Genomic DNA, 23,317 nt, shown 5'->3' with positions numbered 1-23,317 from the left:
TTGGCAGTGAAGAAGTCTGTTTGGCTTTTAGGCATGTAGGCATGTAGGCTTTTAGGCATGTAGGCATGTAGGCATGTAGGCATGTAGGCTTTTAGGCTTTTAGTCCCGATAAAATATATAGAATTATTTCTTTACTAAAATATTATACAATTTTATCGGGATTTAGGCTTGTAGGCATGTAGGCTTTTAGGCATCTAGGCTTTTAGGCATATAGGCATGTAGGCTTTTAGGCATCTAGGCTTTTAGTCCCGATAAAATATATAGAATTATTTCTTTACTAAAATATTATCCAATTTTATCGGGATTTAGGCTTGTAGGGGAATGCGACTCCGTGAAAAAGGTTTAACTTTAAAGTCACTATTTTTCAATCCTAACGTTCGTTAGTTGCATCAATCCAACATCCAACATCCAACATCCAACATCCAACAACTAACATCTAACAACTAACAACTGCATACTGCATACTGCCTACTGCCTACTGCCTACTGCCTACCCCCAATTTCCCTGCAACTCCTTCAATTTTACCAAGACCATATCGGTTGCTTGTTGCGCCAGCAGTTCGCCGGAATCTCCCCGGATGGGATCAAAGAAATGCAAATACACATCGGTTCTCCATTTGGAAAAACCCTGAAAGTAAAGATCAAACAAGCCGTCTCCGTGCCAGAAATCGCGATCCGGGTCTCCCATTTCCAAAGCAAAGACGACGATCGGTTTTTGTGCTGCAGCGGCAGCATGAAAAGATCCCTGTCTGAATTGTTTGGGTTGGATGTCGGTCGAAATGGTGCCTTCCGGAAATACGAGTACCGAGTTGTTTTTGCGAAGCAGTACTTCAATGGTTTCGCGGACAGACTTACGACTGTTCGCATCGTCGCGATCGACATAGACCACTCCCGATTGTCTTGCACCGGTATTGACCAGCGGATATTTGGACACTTCTATTTTTCCAACGACGTACCCATTGGTCAGATAAGCAAACAAGACCAGCGGATCTACAAGTGAACGGTGATTGCCTACATAAAGCGTGCCCGGAGTAAGATCCAGGTTTCCGGTGCGATGTACCTTTACCCCCAGCAGACAGATCGCAAGTTTGCACCAAACGGTGCGCATTCTGAATGCAAATTTTTGACCAGCCAACTTCAACTTGAGCAAGATCAGTCCGATGCCAACAAAAAAGGCCAAGGAACCAAAAACCAATACCAATCTTATCCAGGCAAGGCCATAGCTCCAAATATTGAAAAATAATTTTTTAATCACCAGATCAGTTCATGAGTTTTAAGGCCTCGTTTACAGTAGTCACGGGCAATTTGCATACCTTATTCCTGCAAACATAAATGTAGGTCGATCCTTCCTGTAATTTCTCTTTCAATAATTCGAGGCTACCTTCATTGGCGCCGCCAAGTAAAATTACATGAGGGAGATAATTGGATAACAATTGCTGCTGCAATCCGCTGAAATCCGGTCCGACAACGGCAACTTCATAAGGTGGTTTACAAAATTGGATGTACAATCTAAGCCAGTTTGCATAAAATACGGGATCCGCTTGTGCGGGTCCTTCGAAAACCCCTTTTACCATGTGTTGACTTCTTTTCAGGTATTCCTGATTGTAAAAGTATAATCCCAATTTATGCAGTACATCAGCCATCAATGAATTGGATGATGAAATGACCTGATCGACCATTTCTTTTTTGCGAGCAATGAGTTTGCTGTCTTCTGAAGAATTGTAATAAAAATAGACACCGTCTTCATCGGTAAAAGTTTTTAAGGTTTGCTCACATAACTGCTGAGCCGTTTGCAACCAGCTCTCGTCGAAGCTGATTTCATACAAGCGGATCATAGCCAGCATAACATATGCATAATCATCCAAAAATCCATGTTGTATGTTTTTTACCTGTCCTGGAGTCCTGAACAGTTTTCCTTCGGCCGACAACAATTCGCTTTTAATAAAATTTCCTGTTTTGATAGCATCCTGTTTGTATGGATCTTCTCCCAGGGCGGCGTATGCATCTGCAAACGCAATGGCCATCATCGCATTCCACGAACAAATAATTTTTTGATCTCGTTTAGGAGCGGTTCGCTGTTTGCGGGCACCTAATAATTTTATACGTATATTTTCCAGATCGGCATTCAACTTTTTTGAATCCAGTTTCAATTCTTTTGCAAGAAGAGTTGAGGACTTGCTGAGAAACAAAACATTTTTGCCTTTTTCCCAATTGCCACCTGGACTGAGATTGTAAACCTTCTTAGCAAGTTCAAACAATTTTTCGTCATTCAGGACTGTTTTGATTTCATCGATTGACCAGACGTAATATTTTCCCTCCTCGCCTTCGGTTTCCGCATCAAAAGAAGAAAAATATTTACCGTCTCCATTGGTAAAGTCCGTTTTTGCGAATTGGATGGTTTTGATCAAAGTATTTTTATAATCTTCACTCTTAAATTTTTTATAGGCATCTGCATACAGACTGATCAGTTGTGCATTGTCGTATAACATTTTTTCGAAGTGCGGAACTTTCCATTGCGCATCGGTAGAATAGCGTGCAAATCCTCCGGCAAGTTGATCGTTGATACCTCCAGCCATTAAACGGGTCAATGTGAGATCCGCAAATTTGTCTGCATTTTTATCGGATGCAAAATGTGCATATTCCAATTGATACCGAAGCAAAGGTGGAAGTGGAAATTTGATATCTCCTTTTTTACCGCCATCCTGATAATCAAGTCCGACCGAAAGTTTTTCCTGAACCGTTTTCAATGCTGCAGCTTCAAAACTCAATTCCTGGTCTGAAAGTTTAAACCGGTGGTCCGCCTGCAATCTATTGGAAAGTTGGTTGGCGATTTTTTGCAATTCATTTTGATCTTCGTGATACAAATCGTTGATCTGTGTCAGTAAATTCATCCATTCGTCGCGGGTCAGGTAAGTACCAACCCAAACAGGCCTGCCATCGGAAAGTGTTACAGCATTCAATGGCCAACCGCAGCCGCCATCCGGATTCATGATCTGGCATGCGGTCATGTAAATATTATCCACATCGGGCCTTTCTTCGCGATCCACTTTGATATTGACAAAATTGGTATTCATCAACCGGCTCACTGCAGTGTCTGAAAACGATTCGCGTTCCATTACATGGCACCAGTGACACGAAGAATAACCAATACTTACGACGATCAGTTTCTTTTCTGTTTTGGCTTTCTGCAAAGCTTCGTCATTCCAGGGATACCAATCCACCGGATTGTGAGCATGCTGAAGCAGATATGCAGATGTTTCATGGATCAGATGATTGCCTGAATTGCTCTCCTGCTGATTGTGTTGATTCTTGCAAGCAAAACAAAACAATGCGAACAGGAGCAAGGAGGTATACTTCATAGCAGTACGAAAATTTTTAAATAAACGGGCAAAAACGGGAATTATGAAATTGAGTTCCAAAGGTATTTCATTATTTGTTAGGAATTTCTTAATTCAAATCACTCGATTAATCATGGATTTCTCTATTACTTGGCATTAAAATGGCGACCCTTGAAATAATTATATCCAAGTGTTTCAAAATTAAGCAGCTACGTACTGATTTTTTTATATATATTTATGCAAACATTATATATGAGCTGGAGACGCTTAAACGGTGATTCGATTGAAATACCCATTCTGGAGGCCGTTGAACAGACCATAATCCGGGAGCGGGAAGCGGGATACAGACTTAAGTTGTGTATTGGTACGGATAGCCAAACCCGTGGCGATCATGTCGATTTTGCAACCGTCATCGTTTTTCTCCGGGAAGGGCGTGGCGGATTCATGTTCATTCACCACAGCACTTCCAGACAGGTCATGGGATTGAAAGAGCGGATGATCACCGAGGTCGCCAAATCTATTGAAGTCGCTTATTTATTATGTGATTTACTCGAAAAATATCAGATAGCACTGGAAGTTCATGCCGACATCAATACCGATCCCGGATTTAAATCCAATACTGCTTTACGCGAAGCCATGGGTTATATTTTGTCCATGGGATTTATTTTCAAAGCAAAACCGGATGCTTTTGCGTCGTCGTATTGTGCGGATAAGGTGGTTTGAATGGAGCCGACGATAAATCGAAATGAGCTTTAAGCTCGAAGCAAAAAGCAGAAAGCTAAATATTTTTTTTATAAAATGTTATAATTCTGAGTGTTATCAGGCATTATATTTAAATGACTTAATAAACTTACAATTGTTAGTTTATACTAGATTATATTTATTATTAGTTGCTTTTAGCTTCCTGCTTTTAGCTTTAGGCTCCTAATCACAGTTTCAAAAAACTCAAGCCTTCAAGTTTGATATCTCCATTCATCACCTCGATGAAATATAGTCCCTTATTGAAATTAAAGAGTTCAATGAAAAATTCCTGCCTGGAAGCCGTCGATGAAAATTGTTGGCAGAAGATTTTGCGGCCATACACATCGTAAAAATTGAGTATGATCTCGCCGTAACGCTGGTCGGTTTCACTTTTTACGAGAATGCGATCCTGGGCCGGATTGGGATACACAGAAAACTTAATTTTATCGTTGTTGGTTCCGGACTTGCGAATGGTGATGACTTGCGAGTATTTATAGGTTCCGTCTTTTTCCAGCATTTTTAAGCGGTATGCACTAAAGGGTGTTACAAATTTATCGAGGTAGCTGTAATTGAAAATTTCATTGGAGCTGCCGGTTGAACCTTTGCGAACCTCAATTTTATCCAAATAGGCGAAAGCAGATGTATTGGTGCTGCTCTTCTCGAGTTCGAAATGTGAAAATAAATTATCGGAACTGGCGGTCCATTCGATGAGATTGCCTTCCTGTCTTGCTTCTCCTTTAAAAGCCAGCAGCTTTACAGGCAAAACAACACCACAAACTACAATGGCCCCATTTCCATTGGGTCCTCCTTCCGTGGCTCTGAACATATCGCCCATACATGCAATATTGGTCCATCCACCGGTAGTACCATCTCCTGTGACGACTACTTTAGGTACATATGCCACCGGCGGCGTTGTTCCGCAATTTATTTTGACTTTGAAGCAAAACGCTTCCAGGTCGGGAAACTTAGCATTGGGAGTCCCGATGCCGTTGTCACCGTAATTATTTCTTGGATTGCCATCCCCTTCATCCACATAAAATCCAGGTCCGGGAAGATCAAATTCGACGGCCTTCATCGAATCGATGAATTTCCATTTCCTGCTTCCGTGTTGTGCATCCTGTGAGCCTGTTAAGCCTTCACAAACGATGGCACCCTGTGGAAGATTATCCCAGGCTACAAAAACGCCATGTACCCAATTGGTATTGGATTCAAAGAAATCAGTAAGCGTAAAACAAAAATTGATTTCGACATTGCCCGTCGCTGGGTCTGAATAAGTACCCTGACCTCCACTTGAAGTAAATCCTGTGAGGGTCACAAATCCCTGTGCACATTGTGCCCAGGTTTTTCCATGATTTCCGACCATAACTGCGATCGCCATCAGACAGGATAAATACCAAGGTTTCATAGGATGTTTTTTATGGATGGAAAATAGTTCACGGTGATACCGAAGCAAAAAACATGCCAAAGCCAGGATCTGAATTAATATTAATAAAATACAATATCTATATAAAATTATATATCAATATATTACATATACTATTTAAATATAATATAAAAATATATTTCTGTTATTTTTAATCTGTAAGCAGTTGAAAAAATAATTTTTCTTATCGATCCCGGATTTCAAAAATCCTTATCCCCAAATCCATTTCTAAAGACTTATTTTTAAGCCGAATTGCAAATACATGGCTGTAGAAAAATCATTCATTCAAATTTTCATTACCGGTGGAACATTTGACAAAGAATACAATTTTGTCACCGGTCAGCTCTTTTTTAAAGACACCCATTTGCCTCAAATGCTCGAACGGGGTCGCTGCACGCTTGATATTGATATCAATACCCTGATGATGCTCGACAGTCTGGATATGACCGATGCCGACCGCGACATCATTATCCACAATTGTCGTAAATCCCCTGCAAGTAAGATCCTGATTACCCACGGTACCGACACCATGAGTTTAACCGCCAAAGCATTAGCCGATGCACAATTGCCGGGCAAAACGATTGTACTCACAGGTGCCATGATACCTTATGCTTTCGGCAATTCCTCAGATGGTTTTTTCAATTTGGGCAGTGCCCTGGCATTTCTTCAAACCCTTCAAGAAGGAATTTATATTGCCATGAATGGCCGTTGTTTTAACTGGGATCAGGTTCGCAAAAATACTTCAACGGGTTTTTTTGAATATCTTTGAATGAGGAATCCCGTGATCTAATACCCTGTTTTATACCCTATTGTAAAGAATTTCATTTACATTTGCATAATAAATATTAATCATATGAAGTCTTTTTCCATCATTTTATGTTGTATGTTTCTTGGATTTATTTCAGGGACGCAGGCACAATATTTCGATTACAAACAAGGTTTGTCAGCAAGAAAGACTTTTTATGATTTCGGCACGTTGCGCGATGAAAACGCAGGAGCCATACGCAATTATCAAAATGGATTTGAATTGGCTTATGTCCGGAATTTCCCAAATCAAATTTCGGTCATGTTTCCGATCGGAGCCGGGGTTTACCGCGATAGTCTAAATGCACAAGTGAAGTCTCCGTTTTACACCATAGGTGCGCAGGCCCAAATCCATCTTAAAAAGAATTTCAACTGGATCAATCCATATGCCGTCGGTGGTGTAAATTTTATTTTGCCAAAAGGCAGGGACTTTGCCATTCAGGTTCCGCTAGGTATCGGATTGATGTTTAAAGTACATCCTCAGGTATACCTCAACGTACAATCGGATTACCGGGTTTCTGTAGCCAATTGGGAAGGTCATTTGCAGCATCAGTTTGGTTTTGTGTATTTTCTGGGTAGTAAAAAACCTCAGGAAGAAGCTGTTATTCAAAAGCCGGATACTGATGGAGATGGAATCCCTGACGACGAGGATTTGTGTCCGGGTGTAGCCGGATTGCTCAAATTTGCCGGTTGTCCGGATACCGATAAAGACGGAATAGAAGATTCAAAAGATAAGTGTCCTGAATTGGCCGGAACGGAAGAATTCATGGGTTGTCCGGATACCGACGGCGATGGAATCCCGGATACCGAAGACGAATGCCCGAATGTAAAAGGAATCAAAGAATTAAAAGGTTGTCCGGAGGCCGACAAAGACGGCGATGGAGTGCCCGATGGAAAGGATGATTGCCCGGACAAGGCAGGATTGAAAGAACTGAATGGGTGCCCCGATTCTGACGGCGATGGAATTTCAGATAAAGAAGATAAATGTCCGGATAAAGCTGGCTTGAAATCCAATGGTGGTTGCCCTGAAGTAGCCGCAAAAGACAGCGACAAAGACGGCATTCCCGATAGCGATGATGAATGTCCTTATGCGGCAGGACCTGCGAAATACAATGGTTGCCCGGATACCGATGGCGATGGGATTACTGACAAACAAGATGCTTGTCCCAACAGTCCGGGACCGGCAAGCAACAAAGGGTGCCCTGTTATTGAAAAAGCCGATATAGAAACTTTGGATTTTGCCATGCGGGCTGTGCAATTTGACCTTGGACGCGCAACCTTGCGGTCGGAATCCTTTTCAATTTTGGACAAAGTAGCCAAGATCATGAGGAAATACCCCGACTACAATTTGAGCATTGCCGGACATACCGATAATTCGGGGAGTGCGGGATTTAACCTGGATTTATCAGAAAGAAGGGCAAAGATTTGCTACGAATACCTGATTTCCATTGGTATTTCGGCTTCGCGCTTGAGTTATGTCGGATTTGGACCAAGTAAACCCATTGCTCCCAACGATAATGAAACAGGGCGTTACCTTAACAGGCGGGTTGAATTCAATCTTTTACCCAGATAAAAGGTAGAAATTCAGGCATTTAAGTTTTATTACCCGATTATTGATGGTCTCTGCTTAGCCTTTTGTGCTAATCGGGTTTATCTTTGCGCCTGTTTTTAAAATACGATAAAACTTATGGCAAATACTTCTGATATCCGCAACGGACTTTGTATCAACTTTAATAACGATATTTACGTAGTGGTAGAATTCCAACATGTAAAACCTGGCAAAGGCAATGCATTCGTTCGCACCAAGCTTAAAAGCATGACCAGTGGACGGGTGGTAGAGAATACATTTACGGCTGGGCATACCATAGACGATGTGCGAGTAGAAAGACGAAAAATGCAATACCTTTACAAAGATGAATCGGGATTCCATTTTATGAATTCTGAAACCTTTGATCAGGAAGCCATTCCCGAAAATCTCTTAGAAAATGGCGAATTTCTGAAAGAAGGCATGGAAATTGAGGTGCTTTATCACGCTGAGAAAGAGATTCCGCTTACAGCAGACCTCCCACCTCACGTGATCATGAAAATTACGTATACCGAACCGGGAGTCAGGGGCAATACCGCTACGAATGTTCAAAAGTTGGCTACTCTGGAAACCGGTGCACAAATTAAAGTGCCAATTTTCATCGAAGAAGGCGAGTTTGTGAAAGTGGATACCCGAACAAAAGAGTATCTTGAACGCGTTAAACAATAGGAAAATGAACTTTAAAGAAATCCAGGAACTCATCCGACTGGTTGGAAAATCGGGAGTTTCCGTATTTAAAATCAAAGATGGCGAGTTTGAAATGACTATTAAAACCAGTCAGGAAGAACGCATTGTACATACCGTACCCATTGCCAGTCCGGTACCTCAGGTCATTCATGCACCTGTTGCCCATGCTGCATCCAGACCTGCTGAATCTTCATCACCGGTTGCAAAAGAAGGCAGTCCGGCAGATGACAAAAAATATCTGGAAATCAAATCTCCCATGGTTGGTACGTTTTACAGATCTCCCGGACCAGATAAAGCTCCATTTATCAAAGTGGGTGATCAGGTCGATGCCGGTACAACGGTCTGCATAATCGAAGCCATGAAGTTGTTTAACGAAATCGAAAGTGAGGTCAAAGGCACGATCGTTAAAATAGTGGTTGAAGATGCCACACCGGTTGAATACGATCAGGTCTTATTCCTTGTCGAACCCTAATTTACAACTGAATGTTCAATAAAATCCTCATAGCGAATCGCGGTGAAATTGCTTTACGCATCATACGTACCGCAAGGGAAATGGGTATAAAAACGGTAGCCATATATTCCACAGCGGATCGCGAAAGTTTACATGTACGTTTTGCCGATGAAGCTGTATGCATTGGGCCACCGGCTTCTTCGCAGTCGTATTTGAATATCCCTAAAATCATGGCTGCGGTCGAAATTACAAATGCAGATGCAGTTCACCCGGGATATGGATTCCTGGCTGAGAATGCCGAATTCGCAGAAATCTGTTCGCAATACGGAATCAAATTTATCGGTCCATCGCCCGATCAGATCCGGAAAATGGGCGATAAAATCACGGCGAAGGATACCATGATCAAAGCCCAGGTGCCCGTTGTGCCCGGATCAGACGGACTTTTGAAAGATGTTAAGCAAGGAAAGAGATTAGCCAAAGAAATCGGATATCCCGTGATTCTCAAAGCTACTGCTGGTGGAGGTGGACGTGGGATGCGCATCGTACAAAAGGAGGATGAGTTTGAAGACATGTGGAACATCGCCAGGCAGGAAGCGAAAGCAGCTTTCTCTAATGACGGCATCTACATCGAAAAATATATCGAAGAACCGAGGCATATCGAGTTTCAGATCATCGGCGATCAACATGGCCGTGTGGTTCACCTATCCGAAAGAGATTGTTCGATACAGCGCAGGCATCAGAAACTTGTAGAAGAAAGCCCTTCGCCGTTCATGACATCTGAGCTCAGAGAAGCCATGGGTGAGGCAGCAATCAAAGCAGGGAAGTCGATCAATTACGAGGGTGTGGGTACGGTTGAATTTCTGGTTGATAAGTACCGGAATTTTTATTTCATGGAAATGAATACCCGCATACAGGTTGAACATCCGGTTACAGAAGAAGTCATAGACCACGATCTGATCAAAGAGCAAATCAAAGTTGCGGCCGGTCTGGCCATAACCGGGAAAAATTATTTTCCATCCATGCATGCTATTGAAGTGCGAATCAATGCTGAAGACCCATTCAATGATTTCAGACCAAATCCGGGCAAAATAAGTTCACTTCACACTTCGAAAGGACATGGTGTGCGCGTTGATACCCATGTTTATTCAGGATACACCGTTCCGCCATATTACGATTCCATGATTGCAAAATTGATTTGCAAAGCACAAACGCGCGAGGAATGTATCACCAAACTGGAAAGATCGTTAGACGAATTTATCATCGAAGGAATCAAGACCACCATCCCATTTCATCAGCAGTTAATGAAGAACAAAGATTTCCGCGAAGGAAATTTCCATACAGGTTTTTTAAATACTTTCAAACTGGAGCCTCCCAAATAGGCTATTCTTCACGAAAACTAACGAGTGAAAGCTTTTCTTAAACTCATGCGCCTCGTAGCCGGATTTCGCTACAGAGTTTTGTTGCATTTTTTGTTTTATGTGCTTTCTGCATTTTTTACAATTCTCAGTATACCGGCCATTATCCCTTTGCTGGAAATGTTATTTCAAAAACAAATTCCAATTCTGGAAAAACCGACCCAGATCGACAATCTTGGCGATGCGATCCAGTCCTTGAAATTTCATTTTGCCGAATGGATCAACTCCATGGAACGGTCGCAAGCAATTTTAATCATCTGCGCGGGGTTGGCTTCGCTTTTTCTTTTTAAAAATTTATTCCGTTATCTTGCGGTTTACACCATGATCCCGGTCAGGGCCGGTATTTCTGCAGGACTACGCCAAAGTTTATTCGATAAATGGATGCGATTGCCGCTTTCTTATTTTTCTAACGAGCGAAAAGGGGATCTGATTTCAAGAATGACTACAGACGTTCAGGAAGTTGAGTACAGTATTTTGTCAATGCTGGAAGCGCTTGTTAGAGAACCCTTACTCATATTGGGAAGCATAGGCATCATGATTTATACCAGTCCGCAACTGACCATGTTTGTCGTGTTGTTGATGTTATTCACTTCACTTGTGATTGGCGGAATTTCAAGAACACTAAAAAAACAATCGGGAATGGCCCAAGAGAAAATGGGTCATTTGATATCTGTGCAGGAAGAAAGCCTGAGTGGATTGAGGGTCGTTAAATCATTTACTGCAGAACATTATGTGAGAACCAGATTTGATGAATTGCTTCAATCCTATAAAAAAATATTAATCCGGATGCACAGGCGAAGGGATTTATCATCGCCTTTATCTGAATTTCTAGGAGTGAGTGTTGTTTGTTGCCTCATGTGGTATGGAGCACAATTGGTTTTTGCCGATCAGATTTCGGGATCTGTGTTCATTGCTTTCTTATATGCTTTTTTCAATGTGATTGAACCTTCCAAAGCACTATCGACCGCTTATTTTAACATCCAAAAAGGGCTTGCAGCGGTGGACAGAATTTATGAAGTTCTCGAATCATCAGAACAGATCAGCGATAATGATAATTCGGTTTCCAAAATGAATTTTGAAAAAGAGATCCGTTTTGAAAATGTTTCATTCAGTTATCCAGGTCAAAGTGCAGAAGCCCTCAAATCCATAAATCTCGTCATAGAAAAAGGCAAAACCCTTGCGTTGGTGGGTGCAAGTGGTTCGGGTAAAACTACGCTGGTCGATTTGCTTGCGAGATTTTACGATGTAACGAACGGAAAGATTCTGATCGATGGAACAGACATCAGAAATATCAAATTGAAAGACCTGCGGAACATGACTGGTATGGTGAGCCAGGAAGCCATTTTGTTTAACGATAACATCCGGAATAACATACGCTTTGGTCGGGACGAATACAGCGATCAGCAGGTTCATGAAAGTTTAAAAACCGCTCATGCAGACGGATTCGTAAACGAACAAGCAGATGGATTGGATTACGTGATAGGCGACCGGGGATTAAAACTATCTGGAGGTCAACGCCAAAGGTTGACTATTGCACGGGCCGTGCTCAGAAATCCTCAAATCTTAATACTCGATGAAGCCACATCGGCTCTGGATTCCAATTCTGAAAAAATGATTCAGGAAGCCATGATCGACGTATTAAAAGGCAGGACTGCGGTAATTATTGCACACAGGTTATCGACAATTAAAAATGCCGACACCATCGTAGTATTGAAAGATGGGAAAATCATTGAACAAGGGAATCACGAGGACCTGTTAAAAATAAATGGCGAATACAGCCGGTTTGTATCTTTGCAATCTTTTGAAACGTAAAACAAGCACTATGTCAAAGCGACTTATCAATTTTCCGATCCTCATCTTTTTGTTTTCGGGTTTAGGCCTTAGCAGTCAAACAGTTATTACCAACCGGGTCCAGCCGGCGGTAGGAGATTCACTTTATTTCTCAATAGATTCGGCAGTGAGCGGGATATCCTATGGAAATCCGGGACCCAACCAGGATTGGGATTTCAGGAATCTCGGAATGACCGGCAGGAGATCTGAAGTATACAGACCAGCCTCAGTTGGCAATCTGGCACAGCAATTCCCAACGGCTGATGCGGTGCTGATCCAGGGTATTACAGAACAATACTTTAAATTTTACCAGGACCGGATCGAATTACTGGGTACAGCCACTTTAGGGGGCGGACCTTTACCAGGAATCGGAGGTGCCAATGTTTTTCCGAATCCTGTTGTAATCCAAAAGTTTCCTGAATCCTATTTGGATGAACTCATGTATGTGACATCCAATACCGTTACTTTACCATCCAGTATATTGCCGGATAGTATTTTAAATACACTTCCTCTCCGACCTGATTCATTCAGGATCATTTTCAGCCAACGATTCCATAAAATTGCAGATGCCTGGGGTGAATTAAAATTGCCTGTAAAAAACTGGAATGTTCTTCGCGAAAAAAGGACAACCACAAGTCAAACCAATGTTGAAGCGAAAGTGGCCATTCTTGGATGGATAGATGTAACTGCACTGGCTTCCAGCGTATTTGGAAATTTATTTGGCAACATCAACACGACTACTTATGCATTTATCAGCAATGAAACCAAAGGAATCGTTGCACAAGTCAATGTGGATACCCTTGGAAATATATTAGGAATCAGCTACAAACCGGATGATAAAACGAACACCGCAACGAATAACCGTTTGCAGGATTTAAAAATTTCATTTTACCCGAATCCCGTTCAAAATATCATTCATATTGCTTCAGAGACCCGTTTTACAGATCTTGAAGAATACAAAATATTCGACATGGCAGGTCGGCTCATCAGCTCTTCTAAACTTTCTGTTGAAACGGCTACGATCGATGTCGCAACTTTATTCGATGGACTCTATATTCTTCGTTTGTATGGTGCGAATGGGAAGGAATTGGGTTCTGAGGTTTTTTTAAAGGGGAAAGGTTTGTAGGCTGGGAGGCTTGGAGGCTTGTAGGCTGGGAGGTGTGTAATTGAGCGAAAAAGCTTAAAGCGAAAAGCTTGAAGCGAAGAATTTGCTTTCTAAATTCAAACTAACTAATGTTAGTTTAAACAACCTCTTTCCAACCCTTACCAAAACTAACAACTAACATCTATCAACAAACAACTAAAACTGATCCCGACATTCTGGACTGCTGACTGCCAACTGCCTACTGCTGACTTTCCTCCTGTCTGAATCAGAATTTTCTGAATTTTAGAATTTTCTGAATTGGGAAGGGTTTTGTTTCAAAATTTGTATTCATTCTGCAAATTCTCTAATTCTGTGAATTTTGCTTCTGACAAAATGCGTTGGAGGCTGGGAGGCTGGGAGGTGTGTAATTGAGCGAAAAAGCTTAAAGCGAAAAGCTTGAAGCGAAGAATTTGCTTTCTAAATTCAAACTAACTAATGTTAGTTTAAACAACCTCTTTCCAACCCTTACCAAAACTAACAACTAACATCTATCAACAAACAACTAAAACGTATCCAGACATTCTGGACTGCCCACTGCCTACTGCCAACTGCCTACTGCCTAATGCCCACTGCCAACTGCTTACTGCCAACTGCCTACTGCCTACTGCCTACTGCCCACTGCCTACTGCCAACTGCCCACTGCCCACTGCCTACTGCCTACTGCCAACTGCCTACTGCCTACTGCCTACTTCTTCCTCTTCTTCGGTTTCACCAGTTTCATTTCGTCTACAATCCATTTGGCGCCGGCGAATTTGTCGATGATAAAGAGTATATATCTGGCATCTACCATGATGTTGCGGCAAATACTCCGATCGTAATTAATATCACTCATAGTCCCTTCCCAAACACGATCAAAATTTAGTCCGATCAAATTTCCGTGTGCATCGATTGCCGGGCTTCCTGAGTTTCCACCGGTGGTATGATTGCTGCCGATAAAGGCAAGAGGCATTTTTCCATTTTCGCCATAAATTCCATAATCTTTGTCCCGGTAGAGTTGCTGGAGTTTCCTGGGAACATCAAATTCGTAATCTCCAGGAACGTATTTCTCCAATACACCATCCAAATAAGTTTGGCTTAGATACTTCACTCCATCCTTGGGCTGATAACCTTCCACTTGTCCGTAGGTAACGCGCAATGTAGAATTGGCATCTGGATAAAACCTGCGTTCGGGAAAAACCTGCAACAATGCAGCCATGTGTTTTCTTCGTAACTCTGAAATTTCATCTTCCAATTCGCCACATAATTTATTGATATCGTTATCGAGATAAAACTTCATTTCGTTGTAAAATATCCATACCGGATCCTTTTTAACCAGATCGATCCATTCTTTGTAAGGTAAAAGCATCAATTCCCGCAAGCTCGCCGTTTCCATCAATTTACTTGAAGCATACAGCTCATCGGTGAATTTTCTGTAATCGTTTTGATGTCTTTCGAGTCCTTCCTTCAAATGAGAAAAAACAAAAGCCGGATTCATCTCTTTGTGAAACTGCTCCAGCAAACTTGAAAAAATTTCCTTATCGACAGTAAGATTAATGTTTTTAAAATAGGCATCCGTTTGATTGGCTATGGCATTTTTTCGGGAATTAAAAGTTTCTTCTCCCCTTCCCTCATAGACATCTATCAAACCGGAAACCATTCTGTAAAATGCAACTACATCGACATTTCTAAAAAACGTTTCAGAATAATATTCTCTTGCATATGCAAAAGGTTCCAATCTTTTGTATTTGAATTCCAGATCTGCATTGAAATTGCGGTATGCTTTGAATTCAGGTTTTGAATCTACAGCAGATTGAAAATTCTCATCGTCTTTTTGCTTTTTAGCAAGTCCCGAACTGACGCGCATTCCAAGATTTTCGCCGATCCATTTTTTCCAGGCATTGGCTATGCCGGCATATTTAGATGCATATTGAATTTTAACTTGTGGATCTGCCCGCATGTACTTGTCCATAATTTTGAGTGCTTTATCGCGCAGGGAAATACGAACCGGATTCAACACTTCTATTTGTTGACGTGCTCCCTCCATGGTCAGATATTGGTTGGTCCTTCCCGGGAATCCGAAAACCATAGAAAAATCGCCCTCCTGAATACCCGCAATTGAAACCGGAAGAAAGTGTTTGGGCTTGTAGGGTTTGTTTGAACTGGAGTATTCTGCAGGCCGGTTGTCATTTCCAGCATAAATTCTAAATAATGCAAAATCACCCGTATGTCTTGGCCATACCCAGTTGTCTGTGTCTGCCCCGAATTTTCCAATCGACTCAGGAGGTGCTCCAACCAGACGAACATCTTTGTAAACGTCGGTTACAAATGCAAAATACTGATTGTTGTTATAAAATCCTCTGATAAACACGGATTGGTCTGACCGTTTTTCAATGAGCGGTTTTAATCGTTCTGTATTTTCGTCGATTTTATTTCTCCTTTTATTTTCACCCCAGGAAGGATCTACTCCCTCCAATATTTTTGCAGTCACATCTTCAATTCTAACGATAATGGTTGCAGTCAAACCTTCACACCGCAATTCTTCCTGATGATTCCGTGCCCAAAAACCATCTCTCAAATAATTCTGATCTAAAGTAGTATGCGATTGAATATATCCATATCCGCAATGATGGTTGGTAAGCAGAAGACCCTGACTGGAAATAATTTCTGAGGTACATCCTCCACCAAAATGCACGATGGCATCTTTCAGTGAGCCTTTGTTCACACTATATATGTCCTCTGCAGAGATCTTCATGCCCATGGATTTCATTTCCTTTTCATTAAGCGATTTGAGAAACAAGGGCAACCACATGCCTTCTCCACCATAAACGAAATTACTCAGGCCAATAAATAAAAGCCCTATGACAAGATTTCTTTTTAACATATCAATTTGTGATTAAGTGGTTGCAAAGATAAGTTTTGAATGGATTCCGGACATGTTAAAATTATGGGAATATCCTACTATTTAAATGTGTCGTTTGTTGCTTCCTGCTAATTGATTTTTATTTCCTCCAAAAAGTCAAAAAGGTATTTTTCTTCGTGTGGAATTTGATATTTTTTGAATAAGTCGATTAATTCTGCTTTAAAGCATTTTTTACTGTGATGTGTTTCCTGTTTCTCAATATAATTGATGATCATCTTTTTACTTCGATGGTCTTCGGAAAATAATCCGTAACCGCTTTGCCATTCAAATTTGCTATTACAAAATTTATTTTCATTTATAAACTTGTTGGATGACTTCTTTAATTCCCGTACAAGATCAGGGATGAGTTCCTGGCAATTGTAATCAAATGCCAGGTGGATGTGGTCGTGGTAACCGTTTACAGCAAGCGGAAAATGTCCGCGTGCTTTCAGAGATGCCGCCATGTATTTAAACAGCGTTTGCCTCCAGGATTGTGCAAGGAGTGCTTCCCTGTTTTTTACAACGAAAATCAGGTGGAGATAAACTTTTTTATAGGAGTCGGCCATGGTAATGTCAACTTACTGTTCCAATTTTTAGTAATGATAATGCTTTCAGATATTTGGTGGCTGGTTGATTTATTGAGTTGGCGTTTCTATTTTTTAAATTGGGTTAAATGGTGATTCGGGTTTATCCGACCTTTCCAAGGTCGGGCTCCTGGGTGCTTTCAGGTTAACGGTGACTGATCCTTCCGGGATCAGGTTGGATACTTTTCCAGCTACAAACTACTTGTAGTTTTCTTATTCCGTGTTAACGAGTATGATCCCTCCGGGATCAGGTTGGATACTTTCCCAGCTTTAAACTACTTGTAGTTTTCTTATTCCGTTTTAACGAATATGATCCCTCCGGGAGCAGCTAGGGTGATTTTTCTGACCTTTCCAAGGTCGGGCTCCGGGGTGCTTTCAGGTTAACGGTGACTGATCCCTCCGGGATCAGGTTGGATACTTTTCCAGCTACAAACTACTTGTAGTTTTCTTATTCCGTTTTAACGAATATGATCCTTCCGGGAGCAGCTAGGGTGATTTTTCTGACCTTTCCAAGGTCGGGCTCCGGGGTGCTTTCAGGTTAACGGTGACTGATCCCTCCGGGATCAGGTTGGATACTTTCCCAGCTTTAAACTACTTGTAGTTTTCTTATTCCGTTTTACCGAATTTGATCCCTCCGGGATCAGGTTGGATACTTTTTCAGCTACAAACTACTTGTAGTTTTCTTATTCCGTGTTACCGAGTATGATCCATCAGGGAGCAGCTAGGGTAATTTTTCTGACCTTTCCAAGGTCGGGCTCCGGGGTGCTTTCAGGTTAACGGTGACTGATCCCTCCGGGACAAAGTTGGATATAAGGTGTTATTTATTCTGAACTCATAGAGTTCAGATTTTGGAAACACGATGTGAAAAGCTAAGCCCGACCCTGGAAGGGTCGGATTGGATGATAGAGGAAGCACTTTAAAAAATACATAACCGAATCCCGAATGAATAAAATAAGGACCAACAGCTATTTATCGTACCATTGTTCTTTAAGTCCAATAAATGAATTCTTTCCTGATTCAAATAAAATGAAAGAGAACGTATATGATCACCAGGTATATAAAAACACCTATATAGGTAGACAAATAAATAAAAACTGAAACAAATAAACTCCACCAAATATTCTTAAGGAGCCACATCCTTGTAAAATGAAAGATTATTGCAAATGAACAAATAAGATGTATCGTGCTGTTTAAATCCTTTAAATCAGGATAAAACTTATCAATTAAAAAAAGGGGAATGTTTATCAATAAATTCATGCCTACCAGATAAGAAGCGAATACACAATGGTGTACAAATTTGCCATCCTTTCTAAAAGATAAAATGTAATGCCCAAGAGCTGTAAATGGCATTGTTGCCATCCATACAAAGCTCCAATATTCTTTCACAAATTCAACTGCACGTTGCATGATCAGATCTGGATCGGGTTCCTTTTGAAAAAAGCCAACATGCATCCATTTGGTCGCCAGAAAATTAATTCCTCCCCAAAACAATAAAAATTTTACTGGGTGGTAATACTTTTCTTTGCTGATGTCTGTAAAATGCCTGACTACAGTCCCTGGATCATTAAATAAATCTTTAATGGTTGACGATAGTTTTCGCTCCCAATTAGTAACAAACTCGAAAAGAACATTAAAAAAATTTCCAAATTTGATTTGAGATTTCTGCTGATTGGCTCCACATGCACTACAGAAGGGGCCATTAAGCAAGGCCCCACATTGAATACATATTTTTTCCATATGACTTACCCCATTTATAATCCAGCCATCATTCCGATTTTGTGATGTGATATTCCATTAATTGGGATCCGGCGAAAAAACGGAGTAGATACCTTCCCGTTTGGAGTGTCGAAAGGTCCACAGTAGCCGAAGTATTTTCTTCAGTTTTTAGTTTCAGGCGCAATTCCCTACCTTGTAAATCAAATAATTGGATTTTATTCAGCTTGACATCACCGGACCTTATTTTGATTTGCAGCAGGTTTTTGGCAGGATTGGGAAAAATTTCAACATCAAAATTTGTTGGACTGGAAGTCCCAACGAGTTCTTTGACTTCAAGATCTTTCAACTCATACAAACAATCGTTAGCATCTAAAATTTTCAGACTATAAAACCCGGGTGTTATAAGCAACAAATCTTTCATCGTTGAAATCAAAATTCCATCTTTGTACCATTCAAAAAGATAAGGTGCTGTATTGCCCTGAACATCTATCAGAATAGATCCATCCGCTGATCCCGTATGTTTTATCATATACCCAACCTGGTAGGCTTCGGGCTGTGTAATTTCAAATTGAGCAGTCAAACTGCAGGAATTTGCATCAGTCAGCTCCAGTCGATAGGTTCCGGCAGCCAGCGCAGTATTAGAAGAAGTACCGATGCCATTGGACCATTTGTATGTATAAGGCAACCTGCCCTCTGAAACAAAAACCTGGATCTGACCATTTGCTTCTCCATGACACAGGTTGTTTGATATAAGTGTAGTATCGAAAACTGGATCTTCAAATTTAATAATCATTATAGAATCCTGAAAGGCACAACTCGAAGATTTATTGACAACGGCGAGGCGATAGAACCCAGCTTGATCCGCATTCAGGTTATAACTTTGTACCGTATCCGTATTTGGGCTTGTCCAAATAAAATCAAAAGTCAGACTGTCATTATTCATGCCCGGAGATAATGTCAAAACCGGATGGTTACAGTCTAAATGGTCGAAATTGGAAACGGGCTTAAATGCGGGTCTTGGAATAACCCTAATGTAAACGGTGTCTATTCTTTTACATCCTGTTTCCGACGTATATTCCAAAATATAATTTCCATTTTGTTGAAATTTAGTAAATACACCTGCATCAAAATTAATTTGATCGATCAGGGTTGTGTCAAATCCCGGACCCCTCCATCTAAAATTTCCTTTTAGTAAATCCTGAGTTTTAAACACGACATGCGATCCGGAACATACCTTTAACGAATCTATTAACTCAAATCCACCCCGATTCAACTGCGTGTATAAATTTAATTGAGCCGGTGCACAATCCGGAAGATCAATGGAGTAAAATCCTCTCCCATAGGTACTCACATACAATTTACGCAATCCCTGATGCAGTTCAATGTCGGTTACGGATGTATGCGGTAATCCGACACCGTAATATTGCCAATCGATGTTATCGGCGTCGGAATAAAACAAGCCAAAATCAGTACCAATAAATAAAGTATTTGCTGCTTCATCATAAGCTATACATAAAACAGGAGTATTCACCATATTCTTAGTGATATTGATCCACGAGGTTCCCTGATTATTTGATTCCATAACTTTAATCGCTCCAAGTCCTCCGCGCGTGCACCACATCCTGTTTCCGTTTTTAGGATGAAATTCAATACCGGTTATATCCAGGTTGCTGATCAGATTTGAAGACTTCCAGGTTTTACCAAAATCCTTGGAAGTATAAAGTGTATTTGCTCTGGTCGCAGCAATAAAATTTGTATCTACCGGACTTATTTTAACTTCACGCAAATCATTATCGATGTGGCCGGTGAGATTGTTGCTGATTTTGCGAAACGAATTGCCCCGATCGTGTGAAACAAAAACCTCGTTATATCCAATGATGAATGTTTTGGGATTTTGTGGATTGAGGTTAAATGGCGTAACCCATTGACCTGGTAAACTTGCTCCAATATTTTGAGTAATGTCGTCGAGATTATTAAAACCATTGGTTGTTCTGTAAACCGCATTACCACCCCAATATTCGGTATATCCTATGTTGGGATTGGTAGGATCCAGAATCTGAGTCATGGCATCGCCTCCATTCGTATTGCCCCAGCTACCGTTGGCTCGTCTTACCCATCCACCATTGTCCTGACTACCTCCTATTAATACAGGAGGAATGGTTGTTGAAATGGCCATTTTATAAAATTGCGTAATTGCAAGTCCATTGACCAATTCGTCCCAGGTCTCAGTACTTTCGCGATATCTGTATACGCCGCCATCGCAACCAAAATACATTTCGTCCCGGTTGCCTGGATAGTGTCCTATAAAATGATGATCAGCATGGATTTCAGGCAAACCTCTTCCGCTGGCCCACCAATCGGTGATCTGGTTCCAGTTTTTACCACCATCGGTCGACTTATAGATCACAACATACCCACTGTACAATATCGATTTGTTGTTTTGGGAAAAATACAGCACCAGATTTTCGGGCATGTTGGAAACAAATTCAAATGTCTGCGCACTGTTTTTAGAAAGATAAAATCGCTTTTCTCCATCTACACTCATATTCAAGCCCAGATATTCCTCATCGGCCAATGTTGTCGCAAATTTCAAAAAGACTTTTTGCAAGCCAAATTCAGTTACTTTTGAAAAAGTATTCCCACCGTCTGTTGATTTAAACACATTGGAGTTTCCCCAATAGTCGTTGCTGGCTGCATAGACCACACTGGTATCCCCTGGTTTGAAGATCACATCCGAGAAATTTTCAGTCCGGATTCGCACCCAAGCATTTCCACCATTGAAAGTTTTATAAATTCCATCGCTGGTGGCTGCTATCAAAATGGAAGGATTCTGAGGATTCATTTGCAAAGCAAAAATTACCTTGTTATCAGATAGTTTCCAATTCAAAGAAGTTGGGTTCCAGGTGGTTCCTCCGTTTGTGGTTTTATAAACTCCCATACTGTATTGCCACCATCCTTCTTTTTCTCCCAGCGTGGCGTACAGCATATTTGGATTTTCGGGATTAACCAATACGATCCCTACAGGCTGATAAGGTAAATTATCGGCAATCGAGGTATAGGTTTTTCCGGCATCCAGAGTTTTCCAGATTCCGCCATTGGGAGAGGCTACATAAAACGTATTTCGCTGTGACGGGTGAAAACTCACATGCGTAGTGCGGCCCATGCCCCAATAGCCACCGGTGTTTTTTACAGGGCCTTCGTGCTTCCACTGCGGGATATTTCTAGACAAGACCGAACGGGACTCATTGGAAACCTGATTGTAGACTTGCCATTGAGATAACAAATCCGGAAAACTACCGTCCTCGTTGACCCGGTCTCTCCAATACCATTTCCATCGCTCAAATTTCATTTTATCGTCATCCAGAAAATCCTTTGATTTTTTCTTTCTGAATTCACCTTCTCTGTAAGCTTCATTTTCAATTTTATTTTTCCGGATCAGCTTTTCAGCTTTCTTACAAATCTTGTGATAATTATGACCTTCTTCAATATATTCCTGCAATACCCGAACCTGTGCTGAAGCACTGTACGAAATCAGTATCATCATCGCAAACAAAAAATTCCGAAGCATGTATTAAAATTTTCTCAAAATTACCAAAAAAATTTTGCAGCTGGAATTCAAATGACGTTTTACAGCGAATCGGAGGTTATAAAGAGTAAAATTTATGAATTGATAGTCAGATGGCTCAATTATTTCGCGACCTGCAAGAACCCCATGGGAGGCTTCATTTAACAAAGGAAAATCAAAAATTTTCTAATAAAACTCAAAAAAATCATCCATGTCTGTAAAATGCAGTAATTTTATAACCCGAGGCTGCTTATTAAGCCTCCAAAAATTCGCGATCATGCGCAACATTACATCCATTGTATTATTCGTTTGTATTACACAAATCAATTTATCCGCTCAGAAGGTTGAGGATTTTTTTGACGCTTATATCGATGCGAATTCTGCGGGATATGTTCAGCCTTTGGCTGATTTATTTACGTCGAATTTACATACCGGAACCCGCGAATGGTCTTCCATTGACACTTCCCTTTATTTCAGGGTTGGAATGGTAGCTACCATAGCTTATCCTTCGACTTCTCAGAAGACATTTACGGCAACGACAGATCCTGACTTTGACCCCATGCAATCTGCAGCAGCTCCAACTATCATTGGAAGTATTCAACCGGTTTATGTGGATGGAGTCAATGGGACCGTGTATGTATTTCCCGGAGGCTACAATATAAGGCGGATGCCAATGGCAACTCCACAACTGACTGTTGGGGGAATTTTCAATACTGAATTTACTGCAAGATATTTTGCATTTGAATTAGACGACAATCTTGGCAAAGTAAAAATGCTGGGCCTGGGTTTCCGACACTCCCTGAATCCTTACCTGAAAATGATTCCTTTGGATTTATCGGTAGGATACTTCTACCAGCAATTTAAGGATGATCCTTACTTGACTCATAATGCGCATTTGATGTCTTTGCATGTTGGAAAATCAGGTAAATTCTGGTCGGCACAATTGATTGGAGCCGTTCAGTCTGCAAGCACCGATATCGAATATCAATACACGCGGAATTCAGAAACAAAAGTGAATAAAATTAATTTGACCAATAAACAAGCTTTGGCAGTCGAGTTGTCTGCAGCTCTGCGGTTGGCCTTTATCAATGTGCATTCATCAATCCAATATTCGGGTTCCGTTACGGCTGCTGCCGGTATTAGTTTACAATTTTAAA

At 41.1% G+C, this 23,317-nt stretch carries 16 protein-coding genes; 9 read left to right on the top strand and 7 right to left on the bottom strand.

Annotated features, from left to right (window positions below; translation table 11 throughout):
* Nucleotides 1-489 precede the first annotated feature (489 nt).
* Nucleotides 490-1,254: a 1-acyl-sn-glycerol-3-phosphate acyltransferase gene (locus IPM34_05765; protein ID MBK8955048.1), complete on the bottom strand. Its 765-nt coding sequence runs from the start codon at nucleotides 1,252-1,254 to the stop codon at nucleotides 490-492.
* 4 nt (nucleotides 1,255-1,258) lie between these two features.
* Nucleotides 1,259-3,358 (bottom strand): thioredoxin domain-containing protein, encoded by a 2,100-nt coding sequence (locus IPM34_05760; GenBank protein MBK8955047.1) that lies wholly within the window; start codon nucleotides 3,356-3,358, stop codon nucleotides 1,259-1,261.
* 231 nt (nucleotides 3,359-3,589) lie between these two features.
* Between IPM34_05760 and IPM34_05755 the strand changes: the two genes are divergently transcribed.
* A complete protein-coding gene (locus IPM34_05755; protein ID MBK8955046.1) occupies nucleotides 3,590-4,060 on the top strand; it encodes a hypothetical protein in 471 nt (156 codons plus the stop codon).
* Nucleotides 4,061-4,265: 205 nt separating this feature from the next.
* Here IPM34_05755 and IPM34_05750 read toward each other — a convergent pair whose 3' ends face one another.
* On the bottom strand, nucleotides 4,266-5,483 hold the full coding sequence (locus tag IPM34_05750) for a T9SS type A sorting domain-containing protein (GenBank protein MBK8955045.1): 1,218 nt from the start codon (nucleotides 5,481-5,483) through the stop codon (nucleotides 4,266-4,268).
* A gap of 280 nt (nucleotides 5,484-5,763) precedes the next feature.
* Between IPM34_05750 and IPM34_05745 the strand changes: the two genes are divergently transcribed.
* The 7 genes from IPM34_05745 (at nucleotide 5,764) to IPM34_05715 (ending at nucleotide 13,399) form a co-directional block, all read left to right on the top strand.
* Entirely contained in the window at nucleotides 5,764-6,270 is a 507-nt protein-coding gene (locus IPM34_05745) for an asparaginase (protein ID MBK8955044.1), read from the top strand.
* An 84-nt stretch (nucleotides 6,271-6,354) separates the two neighbouring features.
* Complete coding sequence (locus tag IPM34_05740) at nucleotides 6,355-7,878, top strand: OmpA family protein (protein MBK8955043.1); 1,524 nt, start codon at nucleotides 6,355-6,357, stop codon at nucleotides 7,876-7,878.
* 114 nt (nucleotides 7,879-7,992) lie between these two features.
* Entirely contained in the window at nucleotides 7,993-8,559 is a 567-nt protein-coding gene (efp, locus tag IPM34_05735; protein ID MBK8955042.1) for an elongation factor P, read from the top strand.
* A 4-nt stretch (nucleotides 8,560-8,563) separates the two neighbouring features.
* Nucleotides 8,564-9,049, top strand: a complete 486-nt coding sequence (gene accB, locus IPM34_05730) for an acetyl-CoA carboxylase biotin carboxyl carrier protein (GenBank protein ID MBK8955041.1) — start codon at nucleotides 8,564-8,566, stop codon at nucleotides 9,047-9,049.
* 11 nt (nucleotides 9,050-9,060) lie between these two features.
* Complete coding sequence (gene accC, locus IPM34_05725; protein MBK8955040.1) at nucleotides 9,061-10,407, top strand: acetyl-CoA carboxylase biotin carboxylase subunit; 1,347 nt, start codon at nucleotides 9,061-9,063, stop codon at nucleotides 10,405-10,407.
* Between the two features lie 24 nt (nucleotides 10,408-10,431).
* Nucleotides 10,432-12,255: an ABC transporter ATP-binding protein gene (locus tag IPM34_05720; GenBank protein MBK8955039.1), complete on the top strand. Its 1,824-nt coding sequence runs from the start codon at nucleotides 10,432-10,434 to the stop codon at nucleotides 12,253-12,255.
* 10 nt (nucleotides 12,256-12,265) lie between these two features.
* Complete coding sequence (locus IPM34_05715; GenBank protein MBK8955038.1) at nucleotides 12,266-13,399, top strand: T9SS type A sorting domain-containing protein; 1,134 nt, start codon at nucleotides 12,266-12,268, stop codon at nucleotides 13,397-13,399.
* 703 nt (nucleotides 13,400-14,102) lie between these two features.
* On the opposite strand, the gene IPM34_05710 is transcribed toward IPM34_05715, so the two are convergent.
* From IPM34_05710 to IPM34_05695, 4 genes are all read right to left on the bottom strand, one after another.
* Nucleotides 14,103-16,277, bottom strand: a complete 2,175-nt coding sequence (locus IPM34_05710; GenBank protein ID MBK8955037.1) for a S46 family peptidase — start codon at nucleotides 16,275-16,277, stop codon at nucleotides 14,103-14,105.
* 107 nt (nucleotides 16,278-16,384) lie between these two features.
* The gene (locus tag IPM34_05705; protein MBK8955036.1) at nucleotides 16,385-16,861 is read right to left on the bottom strand and encodes a transposase; all 477 of its coding nucleotides are present in this window, start codon (nucleotides 16,859-16,861) and stop codon (nucleotides 16,385-16,387) included.
* Nucleotides 16,862-17,896: 1,035 nt separating this feature from the next.
* The gene (locus IPM34_05700; protein ID MBK8955035.1) at nucleotides 17,897-18,616 is read right to left on the bottom strand and encodes a DUF3667 domain-containing protein; all 720 of its coding nucleotides are present in this window, start codon (nucleotides 18,614-18,616) and stop codon (nucleotides 17,897-17,899) included.
* A 28-nt stretch (nucleotides 18,617-18,644) separates the two neighbouring features.
* Nucleotides 18,645-22,163 (bottom strand): T9SS type A sorting domain-containing protein, encoded by a 3,519-nt coding sequence (locus tag IPM34_05695; GenBank protein MBK8955034.1) that lies wholly within the window; start codon nucleotides 22,161-22,163, stop codon nucleotides 18,645-18,647.
* Nucleotides 22,164-22,437: 274 nt separating this feature from the next.
* Between IPM34_05695 and IPM34_05690 the strand changes: the two genes are divergently transcribed.
* On the top strand, nucleotides 22,438-23,316 hold the full coding sequence (locus IPM34_05690) for a hypothetical protein (protein ID MBK8955033.1): 879 nt from the start codon (nucleotides 22,438-22,440) through the stop codon (nucleotides 23,314-23,316).
* Nucleotide 23,317: the final 1 nt, after the last annotated feature.

Source organism: Saprospiraceae bacterium (assembly GCA_016716185.1).
Classification (GTDB): domain Bacteria; phylum Bacteroidota; class Bacteroidia; order Chitinophagales; family Saprospiraceae; genus Vicinibacter.
The sequence above is the reverse complement of the archived record's forward strand: the minus strand, read 5'-3'. Positions and strand labels throughout refer to the sequence as shown.

Excerpts from the sequence above, each read along its gene's own strand:
- IPM34_05740 (MBK8955043.1), top strand. The coding sequence starts at position 6,355 with ATGAAGTCTTTTTCCATCATTTTATGTTGTATGTTTCTTGGATTTATT.
- IPM34_05710 (MBK8955037.1), bottom strand. The coding sequence starts at position 16,277 with ATGTTAAAAAGAAATCTTGTCATAGGGCTTTTATTTATTGGCCTGAGT.
- IPM34_05760 (MBK8955047.1), bottom strand. The coding sequence starts at position 3,358 with ATGAAGTATACCTCCTTGCTCCTGTTCGCATTGTTTTGTTTTGCTTGC.
- accB (MBK8955041.1), top strand. The coding sequence starts at position 8,564 with ATGAACTTTAAAGAAATCCAGGAACTCATCCGACTGGTTGGAAAATCG.
- IPM34_05690 (MBK8955033.1), top strand. The coding sequence starts at position 22,438 with ATGCGCAACATTACATCCATTGTATTATTCGTTTGTATTACACAAATC.
- IPM34_05745 (MBK8955044.1), top strand. The coding sequence starts at position 5,764 with ATGGCTGTAGAAAAATCATTCATTCAAATTTTCATTACCGGTGGAACA.
- IPM34_05705 (MBK8955036.1), bottom strand. The coding sequence starts at position 16,861 with ATGGCCGACTCCTATAAAAAAGTTTATCTCCACCTGATTTTCGTTGTA.
- IPM34_05715 (MBK8955038.1), top strand. The coding sequence starts at position 12,266 with ATGTCAAAGCGACTTATCAATTTTCCGATCCTCATCTTTTTGTTTTCG.
- IPM34_05695 (MBK8955034.1), bottom strand. The coding sequence starts at position 22,163 with ATGCTTCGGAATTTTTTGTTTGCGATGATGATACTGATTTCGTACAGT.
- IPM34_05700 (MBK8955035.1), bottom strand. The coding sequence starts at position 18,616 with ATGGAAAAAATATGTATTCAATGTGGGGCCTTGCTTAATGGCCCCTTC.
- accC (MBK8955040.1), top strand. The coding sequence starts at position 9,061 with ATGTTCAATAAAATCCTCATAGCGAATCGCGGTGAAATTGCTTTACGC.
- IPM34_05755 (MBK8955046.1), top strand. The coding sequence starts at position 3,590 with ATGAGCTGGAGACGCTTAAACGGTGATTCGATTGAAATACCCATTCTG.
- efp (MBK8955042.1), top strand. The coding sequence starts at position 7,993 with ATGGCAAATACTTCTGATATCCGCAACGGACTTTGTATCAACTTTAAT.
- IPM34_05750 (MBK8955045.1), bottom strand. The coding sequence starts at position 5,483 with ATGAAACCTTGGTATTTATCCTGTCTGATGGCGATCGCAGTTATGGTC.